Here is a 23,060-nt window from a genome sequence, read left to right on the forward strand (position 1 = left end):
GATTACCCAACGCAACGACACGGTAGCGGGAGACACCGGCGGGACGACCGCTGTTTGCGAGCAGATCACAGGGGTACGGCGCTGGCATTGGAACTCGGGTGCCTCTTGGGGGACGGTATGGCGGAGTTCGAGGCGACGCGCGGGATGCCGGCGGAGAGCATGGTGGTGTTCGGGGTGGCGTCCGATGTGGAGATCATGGACCGGTGGCTGCCGCAGGGCCTGTCGGTGCACGACAGCGGCCCCGGCACCGTGGAGGCCGGCGGCTCGCTGGTACCTGGGGACGGCAAGCACGAAGGGCTGTTCCGCGCCTCGGAGGAGCAGCTCCGGGTGGAGTGGGGCGGCCGGGACCATCCCGACTACTCGGGGTGGCTGCAGGTGGCCGACTCGGCCGCCGGGGCCAGCGAGGTGACCGTGCACATCAGCCTGCTGGACGAGGCCCAGTCGGGGCCTCGGGCCGATGAGGTGCGGGAGTTGCTGGATCGGTCGCTGGATCGGCTGGCGGACGAGGTGCAGCGGCGGGTGTCCGACGCGAGTTGAGGGGCCGCGAGTTGAGGGGCCGCGAGTTGAGGGGCGCGGTCCCTTGAGCCGTGCTCGCCGGAGAGGCGGCGTTTGTTGAGTTCCTGCCGCTGGTAGATCGCGGGCGTCACGCCCCGGCCCGGGGGCCGGGAGAGCGCGAGAGGGCCGGGCGGCAGCCGGGAAGCCCTCCCGCGCGGGGATCGCGCGCCCTCAGGCGTCCTCGCGGTCCGGGTTCTCCAGGCGGAAGAAGTTGCTCTGGTTCCCGTCCTTGCGGTGCTCCTGGTAGATGAAGTTCAGGCCGCGCTCGTCGAACGTCTCGAACCAGTCGTCCCAGGAGATCTCCTCCAGGTCGCCGCCGCCGTACCCGGGAAAGTCGAAGCGGAGCACTCCCGCCCGGCCGTCGTGTTCCGTTCCCGGGACTTTCGCGGGGCGGGCCTGGCGTTCTTCGGCCCATTGGCGGATGACGTCGTGGTCGGTGGTGATCAGGCTGCGGCCGGCGCGTTCCTCGTGCTCGTCCGTCGAGGTGATTTCCTGCTCGTACGGATGGTCGCCGCGCACCGGGCGATTCTGCTGCGACATGGGTTCTCGCTCCCCCTGGAATTGGCGTACGGAAGTCACCCCATCGTCGCTACCCTGGTGGAAACGCTTCTCGCAGTGAATCCATTCCGGTTTGCATCGGATCTCGTCGAGCGTCTATAAAGAACGTCGCAAGTGTTGCCTACGAATGTGCTCTTATGCGACGTCCAAGCAAAGTCCTTGCGCCTGTCCTCGCAGGCTTGATCGCCGTCACGGGTTCGACCGGGACGGCCGCCGCCACCCCCGCCTCGCTCGATTCCCACTACGGCCAGCGCCTGGCCTGGGCCGGGTGCGGCAACGGGTACGAGTGCGCCACGCTGTCCGTGCCGCTGGACTATGCCAGGCCCAGCGGCAAGCAGGTCGGGATCAGCATGGTCCGGCTCCCGGCGACCGGGAAGAAGATCGGCTCGATCGTGCTCAATTTCGGCGGCCCCGGCGGCTCGGGCGTGGATACGCTCAAGGCGACCAAGGACGTCGTCTCCGCCGACATCCGCGAACGGTTCGACGTCGTGAGTTTCGATCCGCGCGGCGTCGGCGCGTCCTCGCCGGTGCGCTGTTTCGACACCCTGGATCTCGACGCGTATTTCGCGATCGATCCGACGCCGGACACCAAGGCCGAGGTCAAGAAAGCGGAAAATTGGGACAAAGTTTTCGCAAACTATTGTGCCAAGAATTCCGGCAAGGACCTGCTGGCCCACGTGGGCACCGTGGATTCCGCGCGCGACATGGACGTGATGCGGGCCGCGCTGGGTGACGCCCGGCTGACGTATCTGGGTTTCTCCTACGGCACGTACCTGGGCGCCGTCTACGCGGACATGTTCCCGAAGCGGATCCGCGCGATGGTGCTCGACGGCGCCGAGGACCCCTCGGAGAACTCCAAGGACCTCATGGCCGACCAGGACGACGCGTTCCAGGTGGCGACGGAGTCCTTCATGAAGGACTGCTTCAAGTCCGAGGACTGCCCGTTCCGCGAGCGCACCGTCGAGGGCGCGCAGGAGCAGCTCGACGAGCTCTACGAGCAGGCCGACAAGTCGCCGCTGCGCAACGAGTACGACGGCCGGCAGGTCACCGAGGCCGTCGTGAGCGCCGCCGTGGACTACTCCATGTACGACCCCCGCTCCTGGCCGAGGCTGCGCCAGGCGCTGGCGGCGGCGTACCGGGGCGACGGCACGAAGCTGCTGCTGCTGGCCGACGAGAGCAACGGCCGCCGGCCCGACGGCCGCTACGACAACAGCTTCGAGGCGCTCATGGCCATCAACTGCGTCGACCACCCGGAGAACCCCTGCCCGCACTGGCCGGTCAAGGGCACCAGGTACCCGAAGAAGGTGCAGGCCAAGGGCTCGCCGCCGATCGTGGTGGTGGGCACGACGCGGGACCCGGCGACGCCGTACAAGCTGGCCGAGTCGCTGGCCGGGCAGCTCTCCAACGGCGTGTTGCTGACCAACGACGCCGACGGGCACACCGGGTACCGCCGCGGATCGGCCTGCCTGGACCGCAAGGTGGACCAGTACCTGATCACGGCGACGGCCCCGCGGGCCGGTTCCTGCCGCGATCCGCATCCCCAGGCCTGAGCTCCAGGTCTTTCACCAGTCCCGCACCTCGGCGAGGTGTGGGACTGGTGTCTTTCGGGTCAACCCCGGCCGCGCCTGCGTGATGAGCGTGGTGGCGGCGGGAGAGATTGGGCGGACGTAGCCGGAAATTCCCACCGGCCAGCCCCGTAACGCTGGGAGACCGCCCGAGGAGCCCATGGAGTCGCTGCTGATCCTGCACGCGGTCGCGGCTGCCTGCGCTCCCTGGCTCGCCGCCCGCCTGGGTCGCGCCTGCTTCGCCGTGCTGGCCGTTCCCCCGGCCGCGGCGTTCTGCTACACCATGTGGCTGGCGGTGCGCGGGCTGCCCGTGCGGGAGAGCACCCCGTGGGCGTCGGGCATGGAGCTGTCCTTCCGCGCCGATCCCCTGGCCGTGCTGATGATGTCGCTGGTCACCGGCGTCGGCGTGCTCGTGCTCTGCTACAGCGCCCGCTACCTCCCCGAGGGCGACGACGGGCTCGGCCGCTACGGCGGCGCGATGGTGGCCTTCGCCGGCTCGATGCTGGGCCTGGTCACCGCCGACGACCTGCTGCTGCTGTACGTCTTCTGGGAGCTGACCACGGTCTTCTCCTACCTGCTCATCGGCTACCACCCGGAGAGCCGCATGAGCAGGCAGGCGGCCATGAAGGCGCTGATGGTCACCACGTCCGGCGGCCTGGCGATGCTGGCGGGGTTCGTGCTGCTGGGGCAGGCGGCGGGCACCTACCAGATCTCGCAGCTCCGCCCGGGAGACCTCGCCCCGGCCGCGGTGGTGCTGGTGCTGGCCGGCGCGCTGTCGAAGTCGGCCATCTTCCCGTTCAGCACGTGGCTGCCCGCCGCGATGGCCGCCCCCACCCCCGTGTCGGCGTACCTGCACGCGGCGGCCATGGTGAAGGCCGGCGTCTACCTGCTGGCCCGGCTGGGCCCGGCGTTCGGCGACCTGGCGCTGTGGCGGGCGGTCACGGTGCCGCTGGGCGTGGTGACGATGCTGCTGGGCGGGTGGCGGGCGTTGCGGGAGACCGATCTGAAACGGCTGCTGGCGTACGGCACGGTCGGGCAGCTCGGCTTCCTCGTGGTGCTGTTCGGCTCGGGGACCGAGGGGGCGGCGCTGGCGGGGGTCGGCATGCTGCTGGCGCACGCGCTGTTCAAGGCGGCGCTGTTCCTGGTGGTGGGCATCGTCGATCATGCGGCGGGCACCCGGGACCTGCGGGAGCTGAGCGGGCTGGGGCAGGTGATGCCGTGGGTGTGCGGGGTGGCGGTGCTGGCCGGCGCGTCGATGGCCGGGCTGCCGCCGCTGGTGGGGTTCGCCGGGAAGGAGGCGGCGCTGGAGGCGCTGCTGGACACGCCGCTCGCGCTGGCCGGGGTGGTGGCGGGCTCGGCACTGACGGCCGCCTACACGTTGCGGTTCCTCTGGGGCGCCTTCGCGCGCAAGGCCCTGCCCGCGTCGGGGCCGGTGGGCCGCGTTCCGGCGGCGATGTTCGTGCCCGCCGCGCTGCTGTCCGCCCTGGGGCTGGTGCCGGCGCCGCTGGCCCCCTGGTACGCGGGCGCCATGTCCGCCTACACCGGCGCGTTCCGGGACCCGGGCCATCACTCCCACCTGGCGGTCTGGAGCGGCTTCACGTTCCCGCTGCTGCTGTCGGCGGTGTCCCTGGCGGCCGGGGTGGCGCTGTTCCTGGCCAGGGAGCCGGTGGCGCGGGCCGGGGCGGCGCTGCACGTGGTGGACTCCGGCCAGGTCTTCTGGTCGCTGATCCGGCGGCTGGACCGGTTCGCCATCCAGCTCACCGGTTTCATCCAGCGCGGCTCCGTGCCCGATTACCTGATGCTGACACTCCTCGCGACGGTCGGCGTGGGGCTGTTCTCGGTCGCCTACGGGGGCGAGCCCCACCTCGACGTGCCGGTCGTCGCCTGGCAGCGGCCCGAGCAGCCGGCCATCGTCGTGCTGCTCGCGGCCGCGGCGATCCTGGCGCTGTTCTCCCGCGCGTACGTGCTCCTCGCCCTGGTCATCGGCGTGACCGGGTACGGCACGGCGCTGCTGTTCCTCGTGCACGGCTCCCCCGACCTGGCGCTGACCCAGTTCCTGGCCGAGACGCTGAGCCTGGTGGTGTTCGCGCTCGTGCTGCGGCGGCTGCCGATCCAGCCGGAGAAGGGGCGGCTGGCGTTCCCGTTCCGGCTGGGGCTGGGGCTGGCGGTCGGGGTGGTGGTCACGGGGGCGGGCATGCTGGCGATGGCGGCGCGCCGCGCCGAGCCGATCGGCGCGTTCATGGGCGAGGCGGCGCGGGAGGCCGGTGCCCGCAACATCGTCAGCGCCATCATCCTCGACATCCGCGCCTGGGACACGCTGGGCGAGAGCGCGGTGCTCATCGTGCTGACGCTGGGCGTGACGAGCCTGGTGTTCCTGCGGCGCAGGTCGTACGCCATCGAGCGAGCCGAGCACGGGCACCGGGCGGAGGGGCGCACGCACTGGCTGGCGGCCACGCTGCCGCGCGGGCAGCGGGCGCTGGCGTTCGAGGTGGCGGCGCGGCTGACGTTCCACACGGTGCTGGCGTTGTCGGTGTTCCTGCTGTTCATCGGGCACAGCGGGGTCGGGGGCGGGTTCGCGGGCGGCATCGTGGCCGGGCTGGCGATCACCGTGCGGTTCCTGGCGGGCGGCAGGAACGAGCTGGCGGCGGCCGTGCCGGTGCACGCGGGCGTGCTGATGGGCGTGGGGCTGACGCTGTCGGCGGGCACGGCGCTGATCGGGCTGCTGTTCGGCCGGGCGGCGCTGGAGATGCTGGACACGGACCTGAGCGTGCCGCTGGTCGGGCACGTGCACCTGTCCACGGGGCTGCTGTTCGACCTGGGCGTGTACGTGTCGGTGATCGGCATGGTGCAGGACGTGCTGCGCGCGCTCGGCGCCGAGCTGGACCGGCAGATCGACGCCGAGGGGAGCACCCGGTGAACAGCGTCGCCCTGCTGCCGTTCGCCGCCTGCTGCGTGCTGATCACCTGCGGCGTGACGCTGCTGCTGGAGCGGAGCCTGGTCCGCGTGCTGGCCGGCGTCATCATGCTGGGCAACGGGGTGAACCTGCTCATCGTCACCACGGGCGGCGACGCGGGCGGCCCGCCCTTCCTGGACACCCCCGGCATCGCCGATCCGCTGCCGCAGGCCATGGTGCTCACCGCGATCGTGATCACCCTGGGGGTGACCGCGTTCCTGCTGGCGCTGGTGCACCGCTCGTGGCAGCTCACGGGCAGCGACGAGGTCCAGGACGACACGGAGGACCGGCGGGTGCGGCTGCGCTCGCGGCGCGGCGAGCTGGGCGACGCCGTACGGGCCCGGCGGGACGCCTACCGGCGGCTGGTCATCGAGCAGCGGGCCGAACTGGCCAAGCTGGAAGCCGAGCAGGCCGAGCGGGAGCGGCTGGAGGAGGCGGACCTGGAGCGGCGCATCTCGCGCGTGCACGACGAGCTGGGCCGGTGGATGCGCGAGCTGCGCTACGAGGGCCTGCCGGAGGAGGCGCTCCAGGAGCGCCTGGAGGAGGCGGGGCTGCGCGAGGATCCCGGCGCCATGTCGAACCTGGAACGGATCGAGCAGCTCCGCGAGGAGCACGAGCGGGGACGGGAGCGGCAGGCGGCCAGGGAGAAGGAGCTGCGCAGGAAGCTCAAGGCCCGCCAGCGGGAGGCGCGCAAGCAGATGCGCACGGCCATCAGGGAGGAGCGCGAGCGGCAGGCCCTCGCGCAGGACCCCGAGCTGGAGGGCGAGAACTCGTGACCGGCTCGATCCTGGCGGGGAGCCTGCTGGCGGACGGCATGCGGGAGAGCGCGCTCGTGAACGGCCCGCTGGAGAGCCTCGTCTGCGTGCCCGTGCTGCTGCCGCTGCTGGCCGCCGGGGTGAAGCTGGCCATCGGCGGGCGGCTGCGGCAGCTCCAGTCGATGATCAGCCTGGTCACGCTCGGCATCTCGCTGGCCGTCTCGGTGGTGCTGATGATCGCGGCCGACTCGCGCGGCCCGCTGGTGACGGAGCTCGGCGGCTGGCCGTCGCCGATCGGCATCTGCCTGGTCGCCGACCGGCTCTCGACGCTGGTGCTGGTCGTGTCGTCGGCGGTGACGTTCTGCGTGATGGTGTACTCGGTCGTCAACGCCTACGACGAGCAGGAGCACGACGCGCCCATGGCGCTCTTCCATCCGGCGTTCCTGGTGATGGTGGCCGGGGTGGCGGACGCCTTCCTGTCGGGGGACCTGTTCAACCTGTTCGTGGCGTTCGAGCTGCTGCTGAGCGGCTCGTACGTGCTGCTCACGTTCGGTGGCACGGAGTCCAGGATCCGGGCGGGCGCCACGTACACGCTGATGGCGCTGGCCTCGTCGATGTTGTTCCTGATCGCGCTGGCCATCACGTACGGCGCCACGGGGACGCTGTCGATGGCGCAGCTCGCCGAGCGCTTCGCCACGCTGCCCGAGCAGGTGAAGGTGCTGGTGGAGCTGACGCTGCTGCTGGCGTTCGCCATCAAGGCGGCGATCTTCCCCATGTCGGCGTGGCTGCCGGACTCCTACCCCACCGCGCCGGCCCCGGCCACGGCCGTGTTCGCCGGGCTGCTCACCAAGGTCGGCGTGTACTCGATCATCCGGCTGGAGGCGCTGCTGTTCCCCGGCGGGCCGGTGGCGACGCTGCTGATGTGGGTGGCGCTGGCGACCATGCTGGCCGGGGTGCTGGGGGCGGTCGCGCAGACGGACATGAAGCGCATGCTCTCCTTCACGCTGGTCAGCCACATCGGGTACATGGTGTTCGGCGTGGCGCTGTCCACGGTGGCGGGGCTGGCGGGGGCGGTGTTCTACGTGGTGCACCACATCACCGTGCAGACCAGCCTGTTCCTGGTGACCGGGATGGTGGAGCGGCGCACCGGCACGACGTCGGTGACCCGGCTGGGCGGGCTGATGAAGGCGTCGCCGGTGATCGCCGTGCTGTTCTTCATCCCGGCCATGAACCTGTCGGGCATCCCGCCGATGTCGGGGTTCCTGGGCAAGCTGATGCTGGTGCAGGCGGGGCTCGCCGCCGGCGGGTGGCTGCCGGTGACGCTGGTGGCTGCGGGGCTGGTGACGAGCCTGCTCACGCTGTACGCGGTGGCCAAGACCTGGGGGAAGGCGTTCTGGCGGGCGCCGCGGCCGGACCGGGTGGGCCGGATCCTGGAGAGCGAGGAGCACACCGGCGAGGACCCGACCGTGACCACCACCACCCTGCCGGTGGCGCTGCCGCTGTCGGTGGCGGCACTGGTCGCGCTGGGGTTGTCGTTCACGGTGCTGGCCGGGCCGCTGTCGGCGCTGGCGCGGCGGGCGGCGGTGGAGCTGATGGCGCGCGAGCCGTACATCACGGCCGTGCTGGGGAGGCAGCCGTGAGATCGGAAGCACCGGGGAGGCGGCCGTGAGGGCGGGCGTGCCGGGGAGGCGGCCGTGATCCGGGACGTGCTGGCGCCGCGGCTGCTGGGGCGGCGGGTGCCGCTGCCGCTGGTGGCCTGGCTGGCGCTGGTGTGGGTGACGTTGTGGGGCGACCTGACGGTGGGCAACGTGCTGGGCGGGCTGGCGACCGGGCTGGCCGTGACGTGGCTGCTGCCGCTGCCCATCCTCGATCCCGGCGTCAGGGTGCGTCCGGTGGCGCTGGTCAGGCTCCTGCTGTGGATCGCCTGGAACATGGTGACCTCGACGGCGCGGGTGGTGTTCTGGGTGGCGCATCCGGGGCCGCCGCCGACGCGGATCGTCCGGGTGCCGCTGCGCACGTCGTCCGAGGCCATGACCGTGCTGATCATGATCGCGCTGTCCACGGTGCCGGGGTCGCTGGTCGTGGAGAAGTACCGCGAGGAGCTCGTCGTGCACGTCCTGGGCCTGACCGGGGACGTCACCGGGACGGTCCTGGCGGACGTGGCCGAGCTGGAGGAGCGCATCGTGCGGGCGTTCGGGACCGTGCGGGACCGGGAGGAGCTGGGATGACGGCGGTCTATCTGGCGACGGTGGCGCTGCTGTGGTGCGGGGCGGCGGCCTCGCTCTACCGGCTGGTGCGCGGCCCTTCGATGCTGGACAGGGCCGTGGCCCTGGACGTGTTCACGGCGTTGTCGATGTGCGGCGCCGGGGCGTTCGCCGTGGCCAGGGACGACTACTCGGACCTGCCGATCCTGCTGGTGCTGTCGCTGCTGGGGTTCGTCGGGTCGGTGTCGCTGGCCCGGTTCTTCTCGGGGAGATCGCGGTGAACGCGGCAACGTCGGGGGGGCCGCGGTGAACGTGGCGGCGGCCGTCTGCCTGCTGCTCGGCTCGGCGCTGGCGCTGTCGGCCGGAGCCGGGCTGATGCGCTTCCGCACCACGCTGGACCGCATGCACGCCGGCACGAAACCTCAGGTGCTCGGCGTGCTGCTGGTGCTGCTGGCCATGTGGCTGCACCGGCCCACCTGGGCGTACGCGGGGCCGCTGCTGCTGGTGGGGATCTCCCAGGTGATCACCGTGTCGGTCGCCGCCTACATGGTGGCGCGGGCGGCCTACACCCGTCAGTCCTCCGACGACGACACCGAGTTCCCCTCGCCGGACGATCGGTCCGAGGACTGACCGTTGTTGCGGGTCAGGCCCGGCTGCCCGAACCAGGTCCACAGCGCCAGCGCGGCCAGCAGGCCCGCGGTGATCCACGCCAGCGTCGCCTGGAACAGGTAGTCGATGACGAACATCGTGGACGTGGTCATCGACACCGCCAGGGCCAGGGCGCCGAGGATGCCGTACAGGTTGGAGCGGCGTACCAGCGTCTCCTTGCGCCCCTGCCGGAACAGCACGCGGTGCTGCGCCGTCGGCGCGATGTAGCAGATGGACGCGATCGCCGCGCTGACCAGCGCCGCGTAGTACAACCACCGGTCCGCCTGGTCCAGCCGGGAGAACCCGGAGGAGAAGGGCACCGTGAGCAGGAACGCGAACAGCACCTGTACCCCGGTGACCGCCACACGCGCGCCCTGCAGCAGCTCGACGAAGTTACGATCCGCCCGCTCCTGCTCCGACTCGTTGCGCTCCCGCGCCATCTCGCTTGTCACGCCGCCTCCCGCTTCGGACGAGAGACTTCTTCTTCCATGCAAAGCCCGGCTAAAACCTCGCGGCGAGGATCTTCGGCGGCGTGATGGGCAGGTCGCGGAAGCGGTGCCCGGTGGCGTGGAAGACGGCGTTGCCGATCGCGGCGGCGGTGCCGACGATGCCGATCTCGCCGATGCCCTTGCTGCCCATCGGGTTGAGCTCGCCGTCCTGCTCGTCCAGCCAGACGGCCTCCACGTGCTGGGCGTCGGCGCAGGCCGGGACGTGGTACTGCGCCAGGTCCCGGTGGAGGAAGCCGCCGAACTCCTCGTCGGTGAGCGTCTCCTCCATCAGCGCCATGCCCATGCCCATCGTCATGCCGCCGAGGAACTGCGACCTGGCCAGCTTGGCGTCCACGATGTGCCCGGCGGCGAAGACGCCCAGCAGCCGCGACACGCGTACCTCGCCGGTCACCGCGCTGACCCGCACCTCGGCGAACTGGGCGCCGAAGGCGTGCCTGGCCAGCTCGGCGTCCGCCTTGACCTCGTCCGTGGTGTCGGCGCGGCCCTCCTTGCCGTCGCGCCGCAGTTCCTCGCAGGCGCGCACGACGGCCGTGCCCCAGGACGCGGTGCCCATGGAGCCGCCGGCCACCGGCGCCTCCGGCAGGTCGCTGTCGCCCAGCTCCACGTGCACCCGCTCCGGGTCGAGGCCGAGCGTGCCCGCCGCGATCCTCCTGAGCACCGTGCGGGCGCCGGTGCCGATGTCGGCGGCGGCCACCTGGATGAGGACGTCGCCGTTCCGCATCGTGGCCACGGCCTTGCACGGCGACCGCCTGGCCGGGTACGTCGACGCCGCCACGCCGGTGCCCACCAGCCACTCGCCCTCGCGCCTGATGCCCGGCTCCGGGTCGCGGTGCTCCCAGCCGAAGCGGTGGGCGCCCTCGCGCAGGCAGCCCACCAGGTTGCGGGAGCTGAACGGCAGGCCGCTGTCCGGCTCGGTCTCCGGGTCGTTGCGCACGCGCAGCTCGACCGGGTCGAGGCCGGCGGCGTAGGCCAGCTCGTCCATCGCGGACTCCAGCCCGTACATGCCGGGGCACTCCCCCGGCGCGCGCATCCACGACGGGGTGGCCACGTCCAGCCGGACCAGCCGGTGCCCGGTGCGCAGCGCGGGCGCGCCGTACATGACGCGGCTCGGGACGGCCGTCTGCTCGGCGAACTCGATCAGCGTGGAGCTCTGCTCGTACGCCAGGTGCTCCAGCGCCGTGAGCCGCCCCTCGCCGTCCACGCCGATCCGCAGCCGCTGGATCGTGGGCGTGCGGTAACCGGTGACGTCGAACATCTGCTGCCGGGTCAGCGCGATCTTGACCGGGCGGCCCACCATGCGGGAGGCCAGCGCGGCCAGGATCGCCTGCGGCCTGGTCGTGCCCTTGGAGCCGAACCCGCCGCCGACGTGCCTGGACACCACGCGCACCTGGTCCTGCGGCAGGCCGAGCGTCTTGGCGATGAGGGCGCGGCTGCCGGTGGTGCCCTGCGCGGTGTCGTACACCAGCAGCCTGCCCTCGGTGTCCCACAGGGCCAGCGCCGCGTGCGGCTCCATCGGGTTGTTGTGCAGGACGGGCGTCTCGTAGGTGACGTCCACGGTCGTGGCGGCGGCCGCCAGCCCCGCCTCCACGTCGCCCTTGTCGGTGTCGGACGGGAAGTTCGGGTTGACCACCTCGGGCTGGTAGAGGCCGGGGTGGTCGCTGCTCAGGCGCACGTCGTGGTCGTCGGCGTCGTAGTCGACGCGGACGTGCGCGGCGGCGTCGCGGGCGATCTCGTGGGTCTCGGCCACGACGGCGGCGACGATCTGGCCGCGGTAGGCCACCTCGCGGCTCTGGAACAGGGCCAGCTCGGGATCGGCGTCCTCGGCCAGGCGGGGCGCGGCCTCGCAGGACAGCACGGCCAGCACGCCCGGCAGTTCCAGCGCGGGCGCGGCGTCCACCCGCTTGACCCGGCCCTTGGCGATCTGTGCCTGCACGACGAAGGCGTAGGCGACGTTCTCGACCGGGTACTCGGCCGCGTACGTGGCCAGCCCGGTGACCTTGACGCGCCCCTCGGTACGGTTCATGCCGCGAGCTCCTCCAGCGTGGCGACGATCAGGTTGCGGGCCAGCGGCACCTTGAAGGCGTTGCGCGGCAGCGGGCGGGCCTGCTCCAGCTCGGCCTCGGCGGCCTGCAGGAACGCCTCGCCGGTCGCCGGGCCGCCGATCAGGGCCCGCTCGGCGCGCTCCGCCCGCCACGGCGCGTGGGCCACGCCGCCGAGCGCGATGCGGCAGCCTGCCACGGTGCCGTCCTGCCCGACGTCGAGCACGGCGGCGATGGACACCAGGGCGAACGCGAACGACGCCCGCTCGCGTACCTTGCGGTAGAGCGAGGCGCCCGGCGGCGCGGGCGGCAGCTCGACGGCGGTGATCAGGTCGCCGGGGGCGAGCACGGTGTCGCGCTCGGGCTCCTCGCCGGGCAGGCGGTGCAGCCCCGGCATGGGGATGATGCGGTCGCCGCCGGGGCCGGTGACGTGCACCTGGGCGTCCAGCGCGGCCAGGGCCACGGCCAGGTCGGAGGGGTGGGTGGCCACGCAGGCGTCGGACGTGCCGAGGACGGCCAGGTTGGCGTGGTCGCCGGCGATGGCCGGGCAGCCGGAGCCGGGGCGGCGCTTGTTGCAGGGCCTGGTGACGTCCTGGAAGTAGGTGCAGCGGGTGCGTTGCAGCAGGTTCCCGGCGACGGTGGCGACGTTGCGCACCTGGCCGGACGCGCCGGTCAGCACCGCCCGCGCCAGCATCGGGTAGCGGCTGCGGATCAGCGGGTCGGCGGCCAGGTCGGTGTTGCGCACGGTGGCGCCGATGCGGACGCGGTCGCCGGCGGGCTCGATGGTGTCGAGCGGCAGGCGGCTGACGTCCACCAGGCGCTCCGGCTCGGCCACGCCCAGCCGCATGAGGTCCACGAGGTTGGTGCCGCCGCCCAGGTACATGGTGCCGGGGCCGAAGTCGCGCACGGCCTCGGCGGTGCTGCCCGCGCGGGCGTACTCGAAGGGTTTCACCTGGCCACCTCGCCGATCGCGCTGACGATGTTGACGTAGGCGCCGCACCGGCACAGGTTGCCGCTCATCCGCTCGCTGATCTCCTCGGGCGTCAGCTCGGGGTCGAGGAGGATGTCCTCGGTGACGGCGCTCGGGCCCGGCTCACCCAGCATGCCGGCGGCCGAGCAGAGCTGCCCGGGCGTGCAGTAGCCGCACTGGAAGGCGTCGTGCTCCATGAACGCGCTCTGCAGCGGGTGCAGCTCCTCGCCCGCGGCCAGGCCCTCGACGGTGGTGATCTCCGAGCCGTCCACGGCCACCGCCAGGGCCAGGCAGGCGTTGGCCCGCCGCCCGTCGATCAGGACCGTGCAGGCGCCGCACTGGCCGTGGTCGCAGCCCTTCTTGGCGCCGATGAGACCGAGCCGTTCGCGGAGCAGGTCGAGCAGCGACATCCGCGGGTCCACGTCCACCGTGCGCGGCACGCCGTTCACCTGCAGGGTGATATCCATTTCGCACGACTACCCGAGCTCTCGGAGAGGCAACCCCTGAGCGCGGTAAAGGCCGCTCGTCCGTTTTGCCGGAATCTCGAAGGGTAGCCGGGCGGCATGGACCAGCAGGTGGTGGAGTCGGCGGCGATACTCACCGTCAACGCGGGGTCGTCGAGCCTGCGCCTCGACCTCGTGCAGGGGGGCAGCGTGCTGGACAGCGCGCACGCGGAGCGCGCCGTCGACCCCGGCTCGGCCAGGGAGGAGCTGTCGGCGTTCCTCGGCGGTCACTTCGACCGCGACATCAGGGCGGTCGCGCACCGGCTGGTGCACGGCGGCGACGTCGTGCGCGCGCCCGTGACGGCCGACGACGAGACGGCCGAGGCGCTGCGCGGGCTCACGGATCTGGCGCCGCTGCACCTGCCGCCCGCGCTGGCCCTGCTGGAGGCGGCCCGCGAGCAGCTGCCCGCCGTGCCGCACGTGCTCTGCCCCGACACGGCCTTCCACGCGGGCCTGCCGGACGAGGCCGCCGTGTACGCCCTGCCGCCCGAGTGGCGCGACCGCTACGGCCTGCGCCGCTACGGCTTCCACGGCCTGTCGTACGCCTGGGCCGCGGACCGGGCCTGCGAGCTGCTCGGCCGGCCGGCGAACGAGCTGGACCTGGTGCTGGCGCACCTGGGCGGCGGCTGTTCGGTCGCCGCGGTGTCGGGCGGGCGCAGCCTGGACACCTCGATGGGCTTCACGCCGCTCGACGGGCTGCCCATGAGCAAGCGCTCGGGCGGCGTGGACCCGGGGATGCTGCTGTGGCTGCTCGGGCCGGGGCGCCTGACGGTCAAGGAGCTGGGCGAGGGGCTGGAGCGCCGCTCCGGGCTGCTGGGGCTGTCCGGGGGCCGGTCCGGGGACACGCGGGAGCTGGTGGCGGCCGAGCGGGACGGCGACGCGGCTGCCGGGCTCGCGCTGCGCGTGTTCGCGCAGCGGGTGAGCCGGGAGATCGCCGCCGCGGCCACGTCGCTGCGGCGCGTGGACGCGCTGGTGTTCACCGGGGAGATCGGCTGGGACCAGCCCGAGGTGCGCGAGGCCGTCTGCCGCCGCCTGGGCCTGCTCGGCGTCGAGCCGCCGGTCACGGGCAACCGCCACGACGACGGGCCCGTCAGCGCGGCCGGCGCCGCCGTACCGGTGCTGGTGGTCCAGGTGCGCGAGGAGCTGCAGCTCGCCCGCGAATGCCTGGCGATGCTGGCCGAGGAGGAGACATGACGGACCTCAGCCGCTCAGCGCTCGCCGAGGAGGAACGATGACGAACCTGGACGAGGTGCGCCGCTCGGCGCTGCCGCTCGCCGCTTCCGACGACCTCGGCCCGCTGCTCGAACGCGTCGGCGAGGCCAGGTACGTGCTGATCGGCGAGGCCAGCCACGGCACCCACGACTTCTACGCCTGGCGGGCCGAGCTGACCCGCCGGCTGGTCGCCGAGAAGGGCTTCGGCTTCGTCGCCGTCGAGGGCGACTGGCCCGACTGCGAGCGGGTCGACCACGCCGTCACCACCGGCTCCGACCCCTTCGACGCGCTGTACGGCTTCGAGCGCTGGCCCACGTTCATGTGGGCCAACGAGGAGGTCGTCGCCTTCTGCCGCTGGCTGCGTGACTGGAACGCGCGCCGCCCGCCCGGCGAGCGCTGCGGCTTCCACGGCCTGGACGTCTACAGCCTCTGGGACTCCCTGCGCGCCATCCGCCGCTACGCCGCCGCCCACCTGCCCCAGCAGATGGAGGCGGTGACGCAGGCCCTGTACTGCTTCGAGTCCTACGGCCACGACCCGCAGCAGTACGGCCTGGCCACCCGGCTGGTCCCCGACACCTGCGAGGACGAGGTGGTGAACCTGCTGGCCACGCTGGGCGGCGGCGAGTTCGGCGTGCGGCAGAACGCCGAGATCGTGGCGGGCGCTGAGCGCTACTACCGGGCCATGGTCCGCGGCGGCCCCGACTCCTGGAACATCAGGGACGCGCACATGGCCGACACCCTGGACCGGCTGTCCGAGCACCATCAGGCCAAGGGCGTGGTGTGGGCGCACAACACGCACGTCGGCGACGCCCGCGCCACCGACATGTCCGCCGCCGGGATGACGAACCTCGGGCAGCTCGCCCGCGAGCGGCACCGCGAGGACGTGGTGCTCGTGGGGTTCGGCACGCACCGCGGCACGGTGGTGGCCGGCGACCGGTGGGGCGCGCAGCACCACGTCATGCGGGTGCCGCCGGCGCGGCCCGCGTCGCTGGAGGCGTTCCTGCACGAGGCGCTGCCCGGGCGGGACGCGCTGTTCCTGGTGCCGCCGCCCGGCCTGCGTGCCGACTGGTACGACGAGCCGATGGCGCACCGGGCGATCGGCGTGGTGTACCACCCGGAGCGGGAGCGCTGGGGCAACTACGTGCCCACGGTCGTGGGCCGCCGCTACGACGCCTTCCTGTGGCTGGACGAGACCAGGGCCGTGCACCCGCTGCACGGCGAGCCGTGGGGCGACGTGGAGCCGGAGACGTACCCGACGGCCATGTGAGCGGGGCGGCGGCCGGGTGGGACGACGGCCGGGTGAGGCGTTTGTCGGTCGCGGATGGTTTGATCTCCCCTGTGGAGGCCTCCGTCGAGCAGCTCGTCTACGTCCGTGACGACGAGTACACCGTCGCGCGCATGAGCGCCGACGGCGAGCCCGACTTCGTGGCCACCGGGCGCGCGCTGGCCGGGATCCAGCCGGGCGAGACGCTGCGGCTGTTCGGCGACTGGAGCCGGCATCCGCGTTACGGCCGCCGCTTCGCGGTCACCGGGTGCGAGCGGGTGACGCCGTCGTCCGTGCGGGCCATCCGCATCTACCTGGGGTCGGGCCTGATCAGGGGGATCGGGCCGCGGCTGGCGTACGCGATCGTCGACCACTTCGGCGAGGCCACGCTCAAGGTCATCGACAGCGAGCCCGAGCGGCTCATCGAGGTCGTCAACATCGGGCCGCAGCGGCAGGGCCAGATCGTGCAGGCGTGGCAGGAGCAGAAGGCCATCGCCGCGCTCATGGTGACGTTGCAGGGGCTCGGGGTCAGCCCGCTGCTGGCCGCCAAGATCTACCAGGTGTTCGGCACGGACGCCGACGAGGTGCTGGCCACCGACCCCTACCGGCTGATCGGCCGGGTCAGGGGCATCGCGTTCCGCATCGCCGACCGGATCGCCCTGCAGGCGGGGGTGCCCGAGCGCAGCCCGCAGCGGATCAAGGCGGCGCTGCTCGACCGGCTGGAGGCGGCGGGCAGCCGCGACGGCCACTGCTTCCTGCCGGTGTCCACCCTGGTCAGGGAGGCGGCCGAGCTGATCGAGCAGGATCAGGAGAGCGTGCGGCCGATGGTCGACGCGCTGGCGGCCGACCGGCGGCTCGTCATCGAGGCGGCGCCGGAGCAGCCGGGGCAGGTGGTCGCCTACGCCAAGCACGTGCACAGCCGCGAGGTGGCGCTCACCGCCCAGCTCACGGCGCTGCTGCAGGCCCGCTCGACGCTGCCGCTGCGCGCCTACCGCGAGGACCCCGACCTGCACGAGGACCAGCGCGCCGCCCTCACGATGGCGCTGACCAGCACCGTGTCGATCATCACCGGCGGCCCGGGCTGCGGCAAGAGCCACACGGTCAAGGCCATCGCCACCACCGTGCGGGCCGCGGGCGGCTCGGTGACGCTCACCGCCCCCACCGGCAAGGCCGCCAAGCGGCTGTCGGAGCTGACGGGGCTGCCCGCGATGACCGTGCACCGCATGCTCGCCCAGCAGCCCGACCCCGACCCCGAGACGCTGTTCGACGAGCGGCCGTCGCAGGCCGACCTGATCGTGGTGGACGAGGCGTCCATGCTCGACCTGCACCTGGCCACCCGGCTCACCTCGGTGGTCCGGCCCGGCAGCCACCTGCTGCTCATCGGCGACGGCGACCAGCTCCCCAGCATCGGCCCCGGCGACGTGCTGGCCGACCTGCTGCGGGTGACGGCGATCCCGCGGGTCCAGCTCACCCACGTCTTCCGCCAGGCCGACGGCAGCGGCATCATCGGCGCCGCCCACCGCATCCGCGCGGGCCGGCTGCCGGCCCTGCCGGGCGGGGGCGGGTTCTGGTTCGAGGAGCTCGACGATCCCGAGCAGGTGGCGCGGCGGGTGGCGCACCTGGCGATGGTGGCGATCCCCCGCAAGCAGGACGTCGAGCCCGGCCAGGTGCAGGTGCTGTGCCCGATGCGCAAGGGCGAGACGGGCGCCACGGCGCTCGGCCGGCTGATCCAGGACCAGCTCAACCCGGCCGCCGACGACAAGCCGGAGCACTGGTCGGGCGCCACGGTCTTCCGGGTGGGCGACCGGGTGATGCCGATCCGCAACAACTACGACAAGGGCGTCTTCAACGGGGAGACGGGCACGGTGACGGCCGTGGTGCGGGAGGAGCGGACGATCGAGATCCGCACCGACGACGGGGAGAGCGTGCGGTACGGCTTCGACGAGCTCGACGACCTGACGCACGCGTACGCGATCAGCGTGCACCGGTCGCAGGGCAGCGAGTACCCGTTCGTGGTGGCGCCGATCGTGGCCGAGTCCGGGGGGATCATGCTGCGCCGCAAGCTGCTGTACACGCTGGTGACGCGGGCCCGGGCGTGGGTGGTGCTGGTGGGGCAGCGGGAGGCGCTGGAGCTGGCGGTGCACCGGCTGGGGCATCGCCGCAACACGGGCCTGGCGCGCCGGCTCGCGCTGAGCCTCGGCTGAGGCCGGGCGCTAGCGCGGGCGGAGGGCGGCGGCCAGGATCTCGGCCAGGTGGCGTCCCTCGCGGCCGGTGCGGGCGGCGGCGATCTGGGTGCGGCAGGAGAAGCCGTCGGCGAGGATGGCCTCCGTGTCGCTCGCCGACCGCACCGCGGGCCACAGCCCCTCCTCGGCGCAGGCCACCGACACGTCGTAGTGCTCCCGCTCGAACCCGAAGTTCCCTGCCTGCCCGCAGCACCCGGAGTCGAGCACCTTCGTACGGAACCCGAACCGCGCCAGCACGGCCCGATCCGCGTCGTAGCCCATGACGGCGCTCTGGTGGCAGTGCACCTGGGCCAGCACCGACCCGCCGGAAGAGGACGGCCGCCAGTCGGGCGCCCGCCGCTCCAGCAGCTCCGACAGCGTCAGCGTGCGCTCGGACACGAGCCGCGTCTGCGCCGTGTTGAGCAGCTCCGGCGCGTCGGAGCGGAACACGGCGGTGCAGCTCGGCTCCAGCCCCACCACCGGCACCCCCGCCTCGGCCCACGGCAGCAGCGCCCGCACGCTGCGCGCCAGCACCCGGCGGGCGATCCCGAGCTGCCCCGTGCTGATCCAGGTCAGCCCGCAGCACAGCGTCACCGGCGGCACGTGCACCTCGAACCCGGCGGCCTCCAGCACCTCCACCGCCGCCCGCCCCACGCGCGGCTCGAAGTTATTGGAGAACGTGTCCGCCCACAGCACCACGCGCCCCCGCGTGCCGGGCCCGACCACGCCGCGCCCCTTGAACCAGTCGGTGAAGCGCTCCCCCGCGAACCGCGGCAGCGCCCGCCGCCCCGAGACCCCGGCGACGGCCTTGACCAGCCGTGACAGCCCCGGTGCCTGGGTGAGGACGTTCACCGCGTGCGGGGCGGCGGAGGCGAGCGCCGCCCACACCGGCAGCCACCCCATGGAGTAGTGCGCGGCCGGCCGCAGCCGGTGCCGGTAGTGGTGGGCGAGGAACTCGGCCTTGTACGTGGCCATGTCCACGTTCACCGGGCACTCGGCCCGGCAGGCCTTGCAGGCCAGGCAGAGGTCGAGCGCGTCGCGCACGGCCTCGGACCGCCAGCCGTCGGCGATCAGGTCGCCGCGCACCATCTCCTCCAGCAGCCTGGCCCGCCCGCGCGTGGAGTGCTCCTCCTCGCGGGTGACCCGGTAGCTGGGGCACATGACGCCGCCCTCGAACGTGTGCTTGCGGCAGTTGCCCGTCCCGACGCAGCGGGTGGCGGCGTGCCCGAAACGCCCGTGGTCGGCCGGGTAGTCGAAGAACGTGCGCCTGGGCTCCAGCGGGTAGAAGTGCCGCTGCGCGAGGTCCTGGTCGAGGCGGTGCGGGTGGACCACCTTGCCGGGGTTCATCCGGTCGCGGGGGTCGAAGATCTCCTTGAGGCGGCCGAACGCCTCCACCACGGGCTCGCCGAACATGCGCGGCAGCAGCTCGGCCAGCGCCTGCCCGTCGCCGTGCTCGCCCGACAGCGACCCGCCGTAGGAGGCGACGAGGTCGGCGCCCTCCTCGGCGAACCTGCGGTACCTGGCGATCCCGTCGTCGGTGTGCAGGTCGAGCGGGAGCCTGCCGTGCACGCAGCCCTGCCCGAAGTGGCCGTACAGGGCCGAGTGGGCGTAGCCGTGGCGGCGCCGCAGCCGGTCGTAGTCGCGCAGGTACGCGCCCAGCCGCCCGGGCGGCACGGCCGCGTCGGACCAGCCCTCGTACGTCTGCCGCCCGGTCGGCGGGTACGCCTCCACGCCCAGCCCCGACTCGCGCAGCCGCCACAGCTCGTCCTCCCTGGCCGGGTCGCCCAGGAAGGCGTGCGACGGCGCGGGCCTGCCGTCGCTGCGGCACAGGTCACGCATCATGTCCTCGGCCCGCTGGCGCGCCTCGTCGGCCGTGTCGCCGCCGAACTGCACCAGCAGCCATCCGGCCCCGGGCGGCAGGTCGCGCAGCGCGGGGTCGTCCGGGCGCTCGGCGCGGGCCAGCCGGTACATGGTCTCGTCCATGGCCTCCAGCGCCAGCGGCCGGTGCGCGGCGACGGAGGGGACGGCGTCGGCGGCGGCGAAGATGTCCTGGAAACCGAGGACCGCCAGCGACCGGGCGGCCGGGCGCGACACCACGGCCAGCTCCGCGCGCAGCACGGTGACGAGCGTGCCCTCGCTGCCGACGAGGGCGCGGGCCAGGTTGAAGCCGTTCTCGGGCAGGAGCTGGTCCAGGTTGTAGCCGGACACCCGCCGTTCGAGACGGGGGAAGCGGGTGCGGACCAGCTCCATGGTGTCGTCGCGCAGGTCGCGCAGCCGCCGGTAGATCTCGGCCAGGCGCCCGCCCTCGGCCTGGATGCGGGCGTACTCGTCGGCGCCGGTCGGCCCGACCCACGCGCGTACGCCGTCGTAGGTGAGGATCTCCAGCCGCAGCACGGAGTCGGCCATCTTCCCGTACGCCTGGGCGGAGGCCCCGCACGAGTCGTTGCCGATCATGCCGCCGATGGTGCAGGCGCGGTGGCTGGAGGGTCTGGGCCCGACCATCAGCCCGTCGCGCTCCAGGACATGATCGACCTGGTCCAGCACGGCTCCGGCCTGCACGACGATGCGCCGCCCCGGCACGTCCACGGACTCGACCCGGCCGCAGTACTTGGACCAGTCGATCACCACGGCCACGTTGCAGCACTGCCCGGCCAGGCTGGTGCCGCCGCCGCGCGACAGCACCGGCACGTCCCTGGCCCGGCACACGGACACCGCCGCCACCCCGGCGTCGAGGTCGCGCGGCACCACCACGCCGATGGGGACCTGCCGGTAGTTGGAGGCGTCCGTGGAGTAGGCGGCGCGGCTGCCCGTGTCGAAGCGCACCTCCCCGTCCACGGCCTCCTCCAGCCGCCGGCGCAGGGTCTCGACGTCGATCTCGCGTGGCGGGGGCGTGTGGGTGACGGGCGTTGTGACCTGGGTGTCCATGCCGGGCCCTTACCCGGGCCGCCCCACCCGAGCCCCAACGCAACGCCAAGGCCGCGCCCTGAATGTCCGCTATGGCGGGATAACGATTGGCGGCGGGGCGTCGCGCGCGGCACCATGGCCAGTGATGGACGAACGTCGCATGGTACGCGTTTCCAAGTATCTCGCCAGGCATCTGCGGCACGATCCGCAGCGCATCGGCCTCACGCTCGATCCGGCCGGGTGGGTGGAGGTGGAGGAGCTGCTGCGGGCCGCCTCCGCGCACGGGTTCCCGATCACGCATGAGGAGCTGCGGGCGGTCGTCGCCGCCAACGACAAGCGCCGGTACGCGATCGAGTCGGGGCGGATCAGGGCCAGCCAGGGGCACTCGGTGCCGGTGGACCTCGGGCTGCCCGCGGTCGAGCCGCCCGAGGTGCTCTACCACGGCACGGTGGGGCGGTTCCTGGCGGCGATCAGGCGGGAGGGCCTGCGGCCGATGAGCCGGCACCACGTGCACCTGTCGCCCGACCGGGAGACGGCCACGCGGGTGGGGGCGCGGCGGGGCGTGCCCGTGGTGCTGGTGGTGGCGTCCGGAGTGATGCACGCCGACGGGCACACGTTCCTGCGCAGCGCGAACGGGGTGTGGCTGGCGGACCAGGTGCCGCCGGGTTACCTGCGGTTCCCCTCCTGAAGGGTGTTCCTGGCGGCCATCAGGGCGAAGCCGAGCAGGTTGAGGCCCTGCCAGCGCTCGGGCGAGGCGGCGCGGTCGTCGTCGGCCGCCAGGCCGATGCCCCACACCCGGTCGCGGGGGCTGGCCTCCACGAGGACGCGCCGGCCGGTGCCGAGCAGGTAGCCGGCCAGCTCGCCGTGCTGGCCGAACTTGGCCACGTTGCCGCGTACGACGATGTCGAAGCGGCGCTCCTCCCACGTCGCCTGGTCGAAGCCCCGCACGGCGCGGCCGAGCTCCTTGGCCTGCTTGGGATGCCCGGCCGCGAGGATCCTGGCCGCGATCTCCTCGTCGCCGAACAGCCAGGCCTTGTGCGCCATCATGTAGTGCTCGGCCGAGGCGAACGTGTGCCCGTCCTCGGTGAACCTGACGGGCCACCACTGGCTCAGGCAGCCCTGGCCGACGCCGCCGTCACGGGCGGGCTGGTGCCCCCAGAAGTACAGGTATTTCAGGCGCTGGCCGCGCCGCTCGGCGGCGACCAGCTCCTCGACGGTCATGGGAAGGTCATCGGGCATGGCCCTCAGTATGCCCGGCAGCCCTGGTGAGGCGGTCGGCCACCTTCATCGCCCCGCTGCTCGGCCGGCTCGCGCCCGATCGTGTGCTGGGCGTGCACGTCAACGCGCTGCTCGCGTTCCCGCACCCCGAGGTCATGGGCTCGCTGACGGAGGCCCGGGGTGCTGGTCACGGAGCTGCGCGAGTTCTTCGGCTCGCTGCGGTAAAGAATCGGTGCCCGGCCGGTGGCGGGCGGCGCCGCGGGTAGCGCCGCCCGCATGGCCAAGAAGAAGAACAAGGAGCTGTCCCCGGGGGACGAGGTCTCCTGGAAGAGCCACGGCTCCACCGCCAAGGGCAAGGTCGAGAAGAAGATCACCAAGCGGCAGAAGGAGGCGGGACGCACGGTCGCCGCCTCCCCCGAGGAGCCCCAGTACGTGGTGCGCAGCGAGAAGAGCGGCGGCAAGGCCGTGCACAAGCCGTCGGCGCTGCGCAAGGACCGCGCATGACCTCCGACGAGGACAGGAAGGCGATCGCGGACGCGTTCGGCGAGGCCGTGAACATGACCGCGAGCGAGCTCGAACGGTGGCTGGCCACCGGCGAGTCGAAGTCCGTCGGGCAGAAGGACGGCGGCGGCGAGTCGGTGGGCCACGAGTCCGGCCGGAAGATCGTGGAGCTGCTGCGCGACAGGAGGTCCGACTGGTCGGACGGCGACTACGCGCACATGAACAAGGTCGTCGGCTACATTCACCGCCACCTCGCCCAGCGTCCGTCCGGGGACGTGACCGACACCCGGTGGCGGTACTCGCTCATGAACTGGGGTCACGACCCGCTCAAATGAACACCACCTCGCATCGTTTTCCCATAGTTTCTGCACCAAGAAGGCGTAGGTGCGCTGGCGCTCGCAGCTCCTGTTACGGTAGTGCGCGGTGCGCCGGGAAGTCTGGTCGGCAAGAGACTGCCGGTCGGATGTTCGGGGGAGGCGT

Annotated in this window: 21 protein-coding genes; 14 read left to right on the plus strand and 7 right to left on the minus strand. The window is 72.8% G+C overall.

Annotated features, from left to right (window positions below; all coding sequences use genetic code 11):
• Positions 1–117 precede the first annotated feature (117 nt).
• Positions 118–537, plus strand: coding sequence for an SRPBCC family protein (locus ACBJ32_RS08615; RefSeq protein WP_357883119.1), 420 nt, complete (start codon positions 118–120; stop codon positions 535–537).
• 189 nt (positions 538–726) lie between these two features.
• Here ACBJ32_RS08615 and ACBJ32_RS08620 read toward each other — a convergent pair whose 3' ends face one another.
• Positions 727–1,095, minus strand: a complete 369-nt coding sequence (locus ACBJ32_RS08620) for a hypothetical protein (protein ID WP_375126264.1) — start codon at positions 1,093–1,095, stop codon at positions 727–729.
• A 197-nt stretch (positions 1,096–1,292) separates the two neighbouring features.
• Here ACBJ32_RS08620 and ACBJ32_RS08625 point away from each other — a divergent pair, with 197 nt between their 5' ends.
• The 7 genes from ACBJ32_RS08625 to ACBJ32_RS08655 all read left to right on the plus strand — a co-directional run bounded on the left by ACBJ32_RS08625 (position 1,293) and on the right by ACBJ32_RS08655 (position 9,220).
• Positions 1,293–2,663 carry an alpha/beta hydrolase gene (locus ACBJ32_RS08625; RefSeq protein ID WP_375126265.1) on the plus strand — a complete coding sequence of 457 codons (1,371 nt, stop codon included), beginning with the start codon at positions 1,293–1,295 and terminating at the stop codon, positions 2,661–2,663.
• A 175-nt stretch (positions 2,664–2,838) separates the two neighbouring features.
• Positions 2,839–5,595, plus strand: a complete 2,757-nt coding sequence (locus ACBJ32_RS08630; protein ID WP_375126266.1) for a Na+/H+ antiporter subunit A — start codon at positions 2,839–2,841, stop codon at positions 5,593–5,595.
• A complete protein-coding gene (locus tag ACBJ32_RS08635; RefSeq protein ID WP_357883131.1) occupies positions 5,592–6,407 on the plus strand; it encodes a Na(+)/H(+) antiporter subunit C in 816 nt (271 codons plus the stop codon). Before ACBJ32_RS08630 ends, ACBJ32_RS08635 begins: the two co-directional genes overlap by 4 nt.
• 38 nt (positions 6,408–6,445) lie before the next feature.
• A complete protein-coding gene (locus tag ACBJ32_RS08640; protein WP_375126941.1) occupies positions 6,446–8,026 on the plus strand; it encodes a Na+/H+ antiporter subunit D in 1,581 nt (526 codons plus the stop codon).
• A gap of 54 nt (positions 8,027–8,080) precedes the next feature.
• Positions 8,081–8,614 (plus strand): Na+/H+ antiporter subunit E, encoded by a 534-nt coding sequence (locus ACBJ32_RS08645; protein ID WP_375126267.1) that lies wholly within the window; start codon positions 8,081–8,083, stop codon positions 8,612–8,614.
• Complete coding sequence (locus ACBJ32_RS08650; RefSeq protein WP_185106192.1) at positions 8,611–8,871, plus strand: monovalent cation/H+ antiporter complex subunit F; 261 nt, start codon at positions 8,611–8,613, stop codon at positions 8,869–8,871. The genes ACBJ32_RS08645 and ACBJ32_RS08650 overlap by 4 nt, the downstream gene beginning before the upstream one ends.
• A 25-nt stretch (positions 8,872–8,896) precedes the next feature.
• On the plus strand, positions 8,897–9,220 hold the full coding sequence (locus ACBJ32_RS08655; RefSeq protein ID WP_357883140.1) for a monovalent cation/H(+) antiporter subunit G: 324 nt from the start codon (positions 8,897–8,899) through the stop codon (positions 9,218–9,220).
• Here ACBJ32_RS08655 and ACBJ32_RS08660 read toward each other — a convergent pair.
• The 4 genes from ACBJ32_RS08660 to ACBJ32_RS08675 are packed head-to-tail and all read right to left on the minus strand — an operon-like array spanning position 9,163 to position 13,223.
• The gene (locus ACBJ32_RS08660; RefSeq protein WP_375126268.1) at positions 9,163–9,690 is read right to left on the minus strand and encodes a DUF6328 family protein; all 528 of its coding nucleotides are present in this window, start codon (positions 9,688–9,690) and stop codon (positions 9,163–9,165) included. The genes ACBJ32_RS08655 and ACBJ32_RS08660 overlap by 58 nt on opposite strands.
• 49 nt (positions 9,691–9,739) lie before the next feature.
• Positions 9,740–11,770 carry a xanthine dehydrogenase family protein molybdopterin-binding subunit gene (locus ACBJ32_RS08665; protein WP_375126269.1) on the minus strand — a complete coding sequence of 677 codons (2,031 nt, stop codon included), beginning with the start codon at positions 11,768–11,770 and terminating at the stop codon, positions 9,740–9,742.
• On the minus strand, positions 11,767–12,738 hold the full coding sequence (locus tag ACBJ32_RS08670) for a xanthine dehydrogenase family protein subunit M (RefSeq protein ID WP_357883149.1): 972 nt from the start codon (positions 12,736–12,738) through the stop codon (positions 11,767–11,769). The genes ACBJ32_RS08665 and ACBJ32_RS08670 overlap by 4 nt, the downstream gene beginning before the upstream one ends.
• A complete protein-coding gene (locus tag ACBJ32_RS08675) occupies positions 12,735–13,223 on the minus strand; it encodes a 2Fe-2S iron-sulfur cluster-binding protein (protein ID WP_357883152.1) in 489 nt (162 codons plus the stop codon). The genes ACBJ32_RS08670 and ACBJ32_RS08675 overlap by 4 nt, the downstream gene beginning before the upstream one ends.
• A 96-nt stretch (positions 13,224–13,319) precedes the next feature.
• Between ACBJ32_RS08675 and ACBJ32_RS08680 the strand changes: the two genes are divergently transcribed.
• The 3 genes from ACBJ32_RS08680 to ACBJ32_RS08690 all read left to right on the plus strand — a co-directional run bounded on the left by ACBJ32_RS08680 (position 13,320) and on the right by ACBJ32_RS08690 (position 17,939).
• The gene (locus ACBJ32_RS08680) at positions 13,320–14,453 is read left to right on the plus strand and encodes an acetate/propionate family kinase (RefSeq protein ID WP_375126270.1); all 1,134 of its coding nucleotides are present in this window, start codon (positions 13,320–13,322) and stop codon (positions 14,451–14,453) included.
• A 37-nt stretch (positions 14,454–14,490) separates the two neighbouring features.
• Complete coding sequence (locus tag ACBJ32_RS08685) at positions 14,491–15,738, plus strand: erythromycin esterase family protein (RefSeq protein WP_375126271.1); 1,248 nt, start codon at positions 14,491–14,493, stop codon at positions 15,736–15,738.
• Between the two features lie 71 nt (positions 15,739–15,809).
• On the plus strand, positions 15,810–17,939 hold the full coding sequence (locus ACBJ32_RS08690; protein WP_375126272.1) for an ATP-dependent RecD-like DNA helicase: 2,130 nt from the start codon (positions 15,810–15,812) through the stop codon (positions 17,937–17,939).
• Between the two features lie 9 nt (positions 17,940–17,948).
• Here the strand turns inward: ACBJ32_RS08690 and ACBJ32_RS08695 are convergent, their stop codons facing one another.
• Entirely contained in the window at positions 17,949–20,882 is a 2,934-nt protein-coding gene (locus ACBJ32_RS08695) for an FAD-binding and (Fe-S)-binding domain-containing protein (protein ID WP_375126273.1), read from the minus strand.
• A gap of 124 nt (positions 20,883–21,006) precedes the next feature.
• Between ACBJ32_RS08695 and ACBJ32_RS08700 the strand changes: the two genes are divergently transcribed.
• A complete protein-coding gene (locus tag ACBJ32_RS08700) occupies positions 21,007–21,549 on the plus strand; it encodes an RNA 2'-phosphotransferase (RefSeq protein ID WP_375126274.1) in 543 nt (180 codons plus the stop codon).
• Here ACBJ32_RS08700 and ACBJ32_RS08705 read toward each other — a convergent pair.
• Positions 21,528–22,100, minus strand: a complete 573-nt coding sequence (locus ACBJ32_RS08705) for an NADAR family protein (RefSeq protein ID WP_375126275.1) — start codon at positions 22,098–22,100, stop codon at positions 21,528–21,530. The genes ACBJ32_RS08700 and ACBJ32_RS08705 overlap by 22 nt on opposite strands.
• A 255-nt stretch (positions 22,101–22,355) precedes the next feature.
• Here ACBJ32_RS08705 and ACBJ32_RS08710 point away from each other — a divergent pair, with 255 nt between their 5' ends.
• Positions 22,356–22,583, plus strand: a complete 228-nt coding sequence (locus ACBJ32_RS08710; protein WP_375126276.1) for a DUF2945 domain-containing protein — start codon at positions 22,356–22,358, stop codon at positions 22,581–22,583.
• Positions 22,580–22,915 carry a DUF3140 domain-containing protein gene (locus ACBJ32_RS08715; protein ID WP_375126277.1) on the plus strand — a complete coding sequence of 112 codons (336 nt, stop codon included), beginning with the start codon at positions 22,580–22,582 and terminating at the stop codon, positions 22,913–22,915. The genes ACBJ32_RS08710 and ACBJ32_RS08715 overlap by 4 nt, the downstream gene beginning before the upstream one ends.
• Positions 22,916–23,060 lie beyond the last annotated feature (145 nt).

The sequence above is a fragment of the Nonomuraea sp. GTA35 genome (genome assembly GCF_041950525.1).
Taxonomy (GTDB): Bacteria; Actinomycetota; Actinomycetes; order Streptosporangiales; family Streptosporangiaceae; genus Nonomuraea.

Excerpts from the sequence above, each read along its gene's own strand:
- ACBJ32_RS08615 (WP_357883119.1), top strand. The coding sequence starts at position 118 with ATGGCGGAGTTCGAGGCGACGCGCGGGATGCCGGCGGAGAGCATGGTG.
- ACBJ32_RS08620 (WP_375126264.1), bottom strand. The coding sequence starts at position 1,095 with ATGTCGCAGCAGAATCGCCCGGTGCGCGGCGACCATCCGTACGAGCAG.
- ACBJ32_RS08630 (WP_375126266.1), top strand. The coding sequence starts at position 2,839 with ATGGAGTCGCTGCTGATCCTGCACGCGGTCGCGGCTGCCTGCGCTCCC.
- ACBJ32_RS08640 (WP_375126941.1), top strand. The coding sequence starts at position 6,446 with ATGCGGGAGAGCGCGCTCGTGAACGGCCCGCTGGAGAGCCTCGTCTGC.
- ACBJ32_RS08650 (WP_185106192.1), top strand. The coding sequence starts at position 8,611 with ATGACGGCGGTCTATCTGGCGACGGTGGCGCTGCTGTGGTGCGGGGCG.
- ACBJ32_RS08665 (WP_375126269.1), bottom strand. The coding sequence starts at position 11,770 with ATGAACCGTACCGAGGGGCGCGTCAAGGTCACCGGGCTGGCCACGTAC.
- ACBJ32_RS08675 (WP_357883152.1), bottom strand. The coding sequence starts at position 13,223 with ATGGATATCACCCTGCAGGTGAACGGCGTGCCGCGCACGGTGGACGTG.
- ACBJ32_RS08680 (WP_375126270.1), top strand. The coding sequence starts at position 13,320 with ATGGACCAGCAGGTGGTGGAGTCGGCGGCGATACTCACCGTCAACGCG.
- ACBJ32_RS08685 (WP_375126271.1), top strand. The coding sequence starts at position 14,491 with ATGACGAACCTGGACGAGGTGCGCCGCTCGGCGCTGCCGCTCGCCGCT.
- ACBJ32_RS08695 (WP_375126273.1), bottom strand. The coding sequence starts at position 20,882 with ATGGACACCCAGGTCACAACGCCCGTCACCCACACGCCCCCGCCACGC.
- ACBJ32_RS08700 (WP_375126274.1), top strand. The coding sequence starts at position 21,007 with ATGGACGAACGTCGCATGGTACGCGTTTCCAAGTATCTCGCCAGGCAT.
- ACBJ32_RS08705 (WP_375126275.1), bottom strand. The coding sequence starts at position 22,100 with ATGCCCGATGACCTTCCCATGACCGTCGAGGAGCTGGTCGCCGCCGAG.
- ACBJ32_RS08710 (WP_375126276.1), top strand. The coding sequence starts at position 22,356 with ATGGCCAAGAAGAAGAACAAGGAGCTGTCCCCGGGGGACGAGGTCTCC.
- ACBJ32_RS08715 (WP_375126277.1), top strand. The coding sequence starts at position 22,580 with ATGACCTCCGACGAGGACAGGAAGGCGATCGCGGACGCGTTCGGCGAG.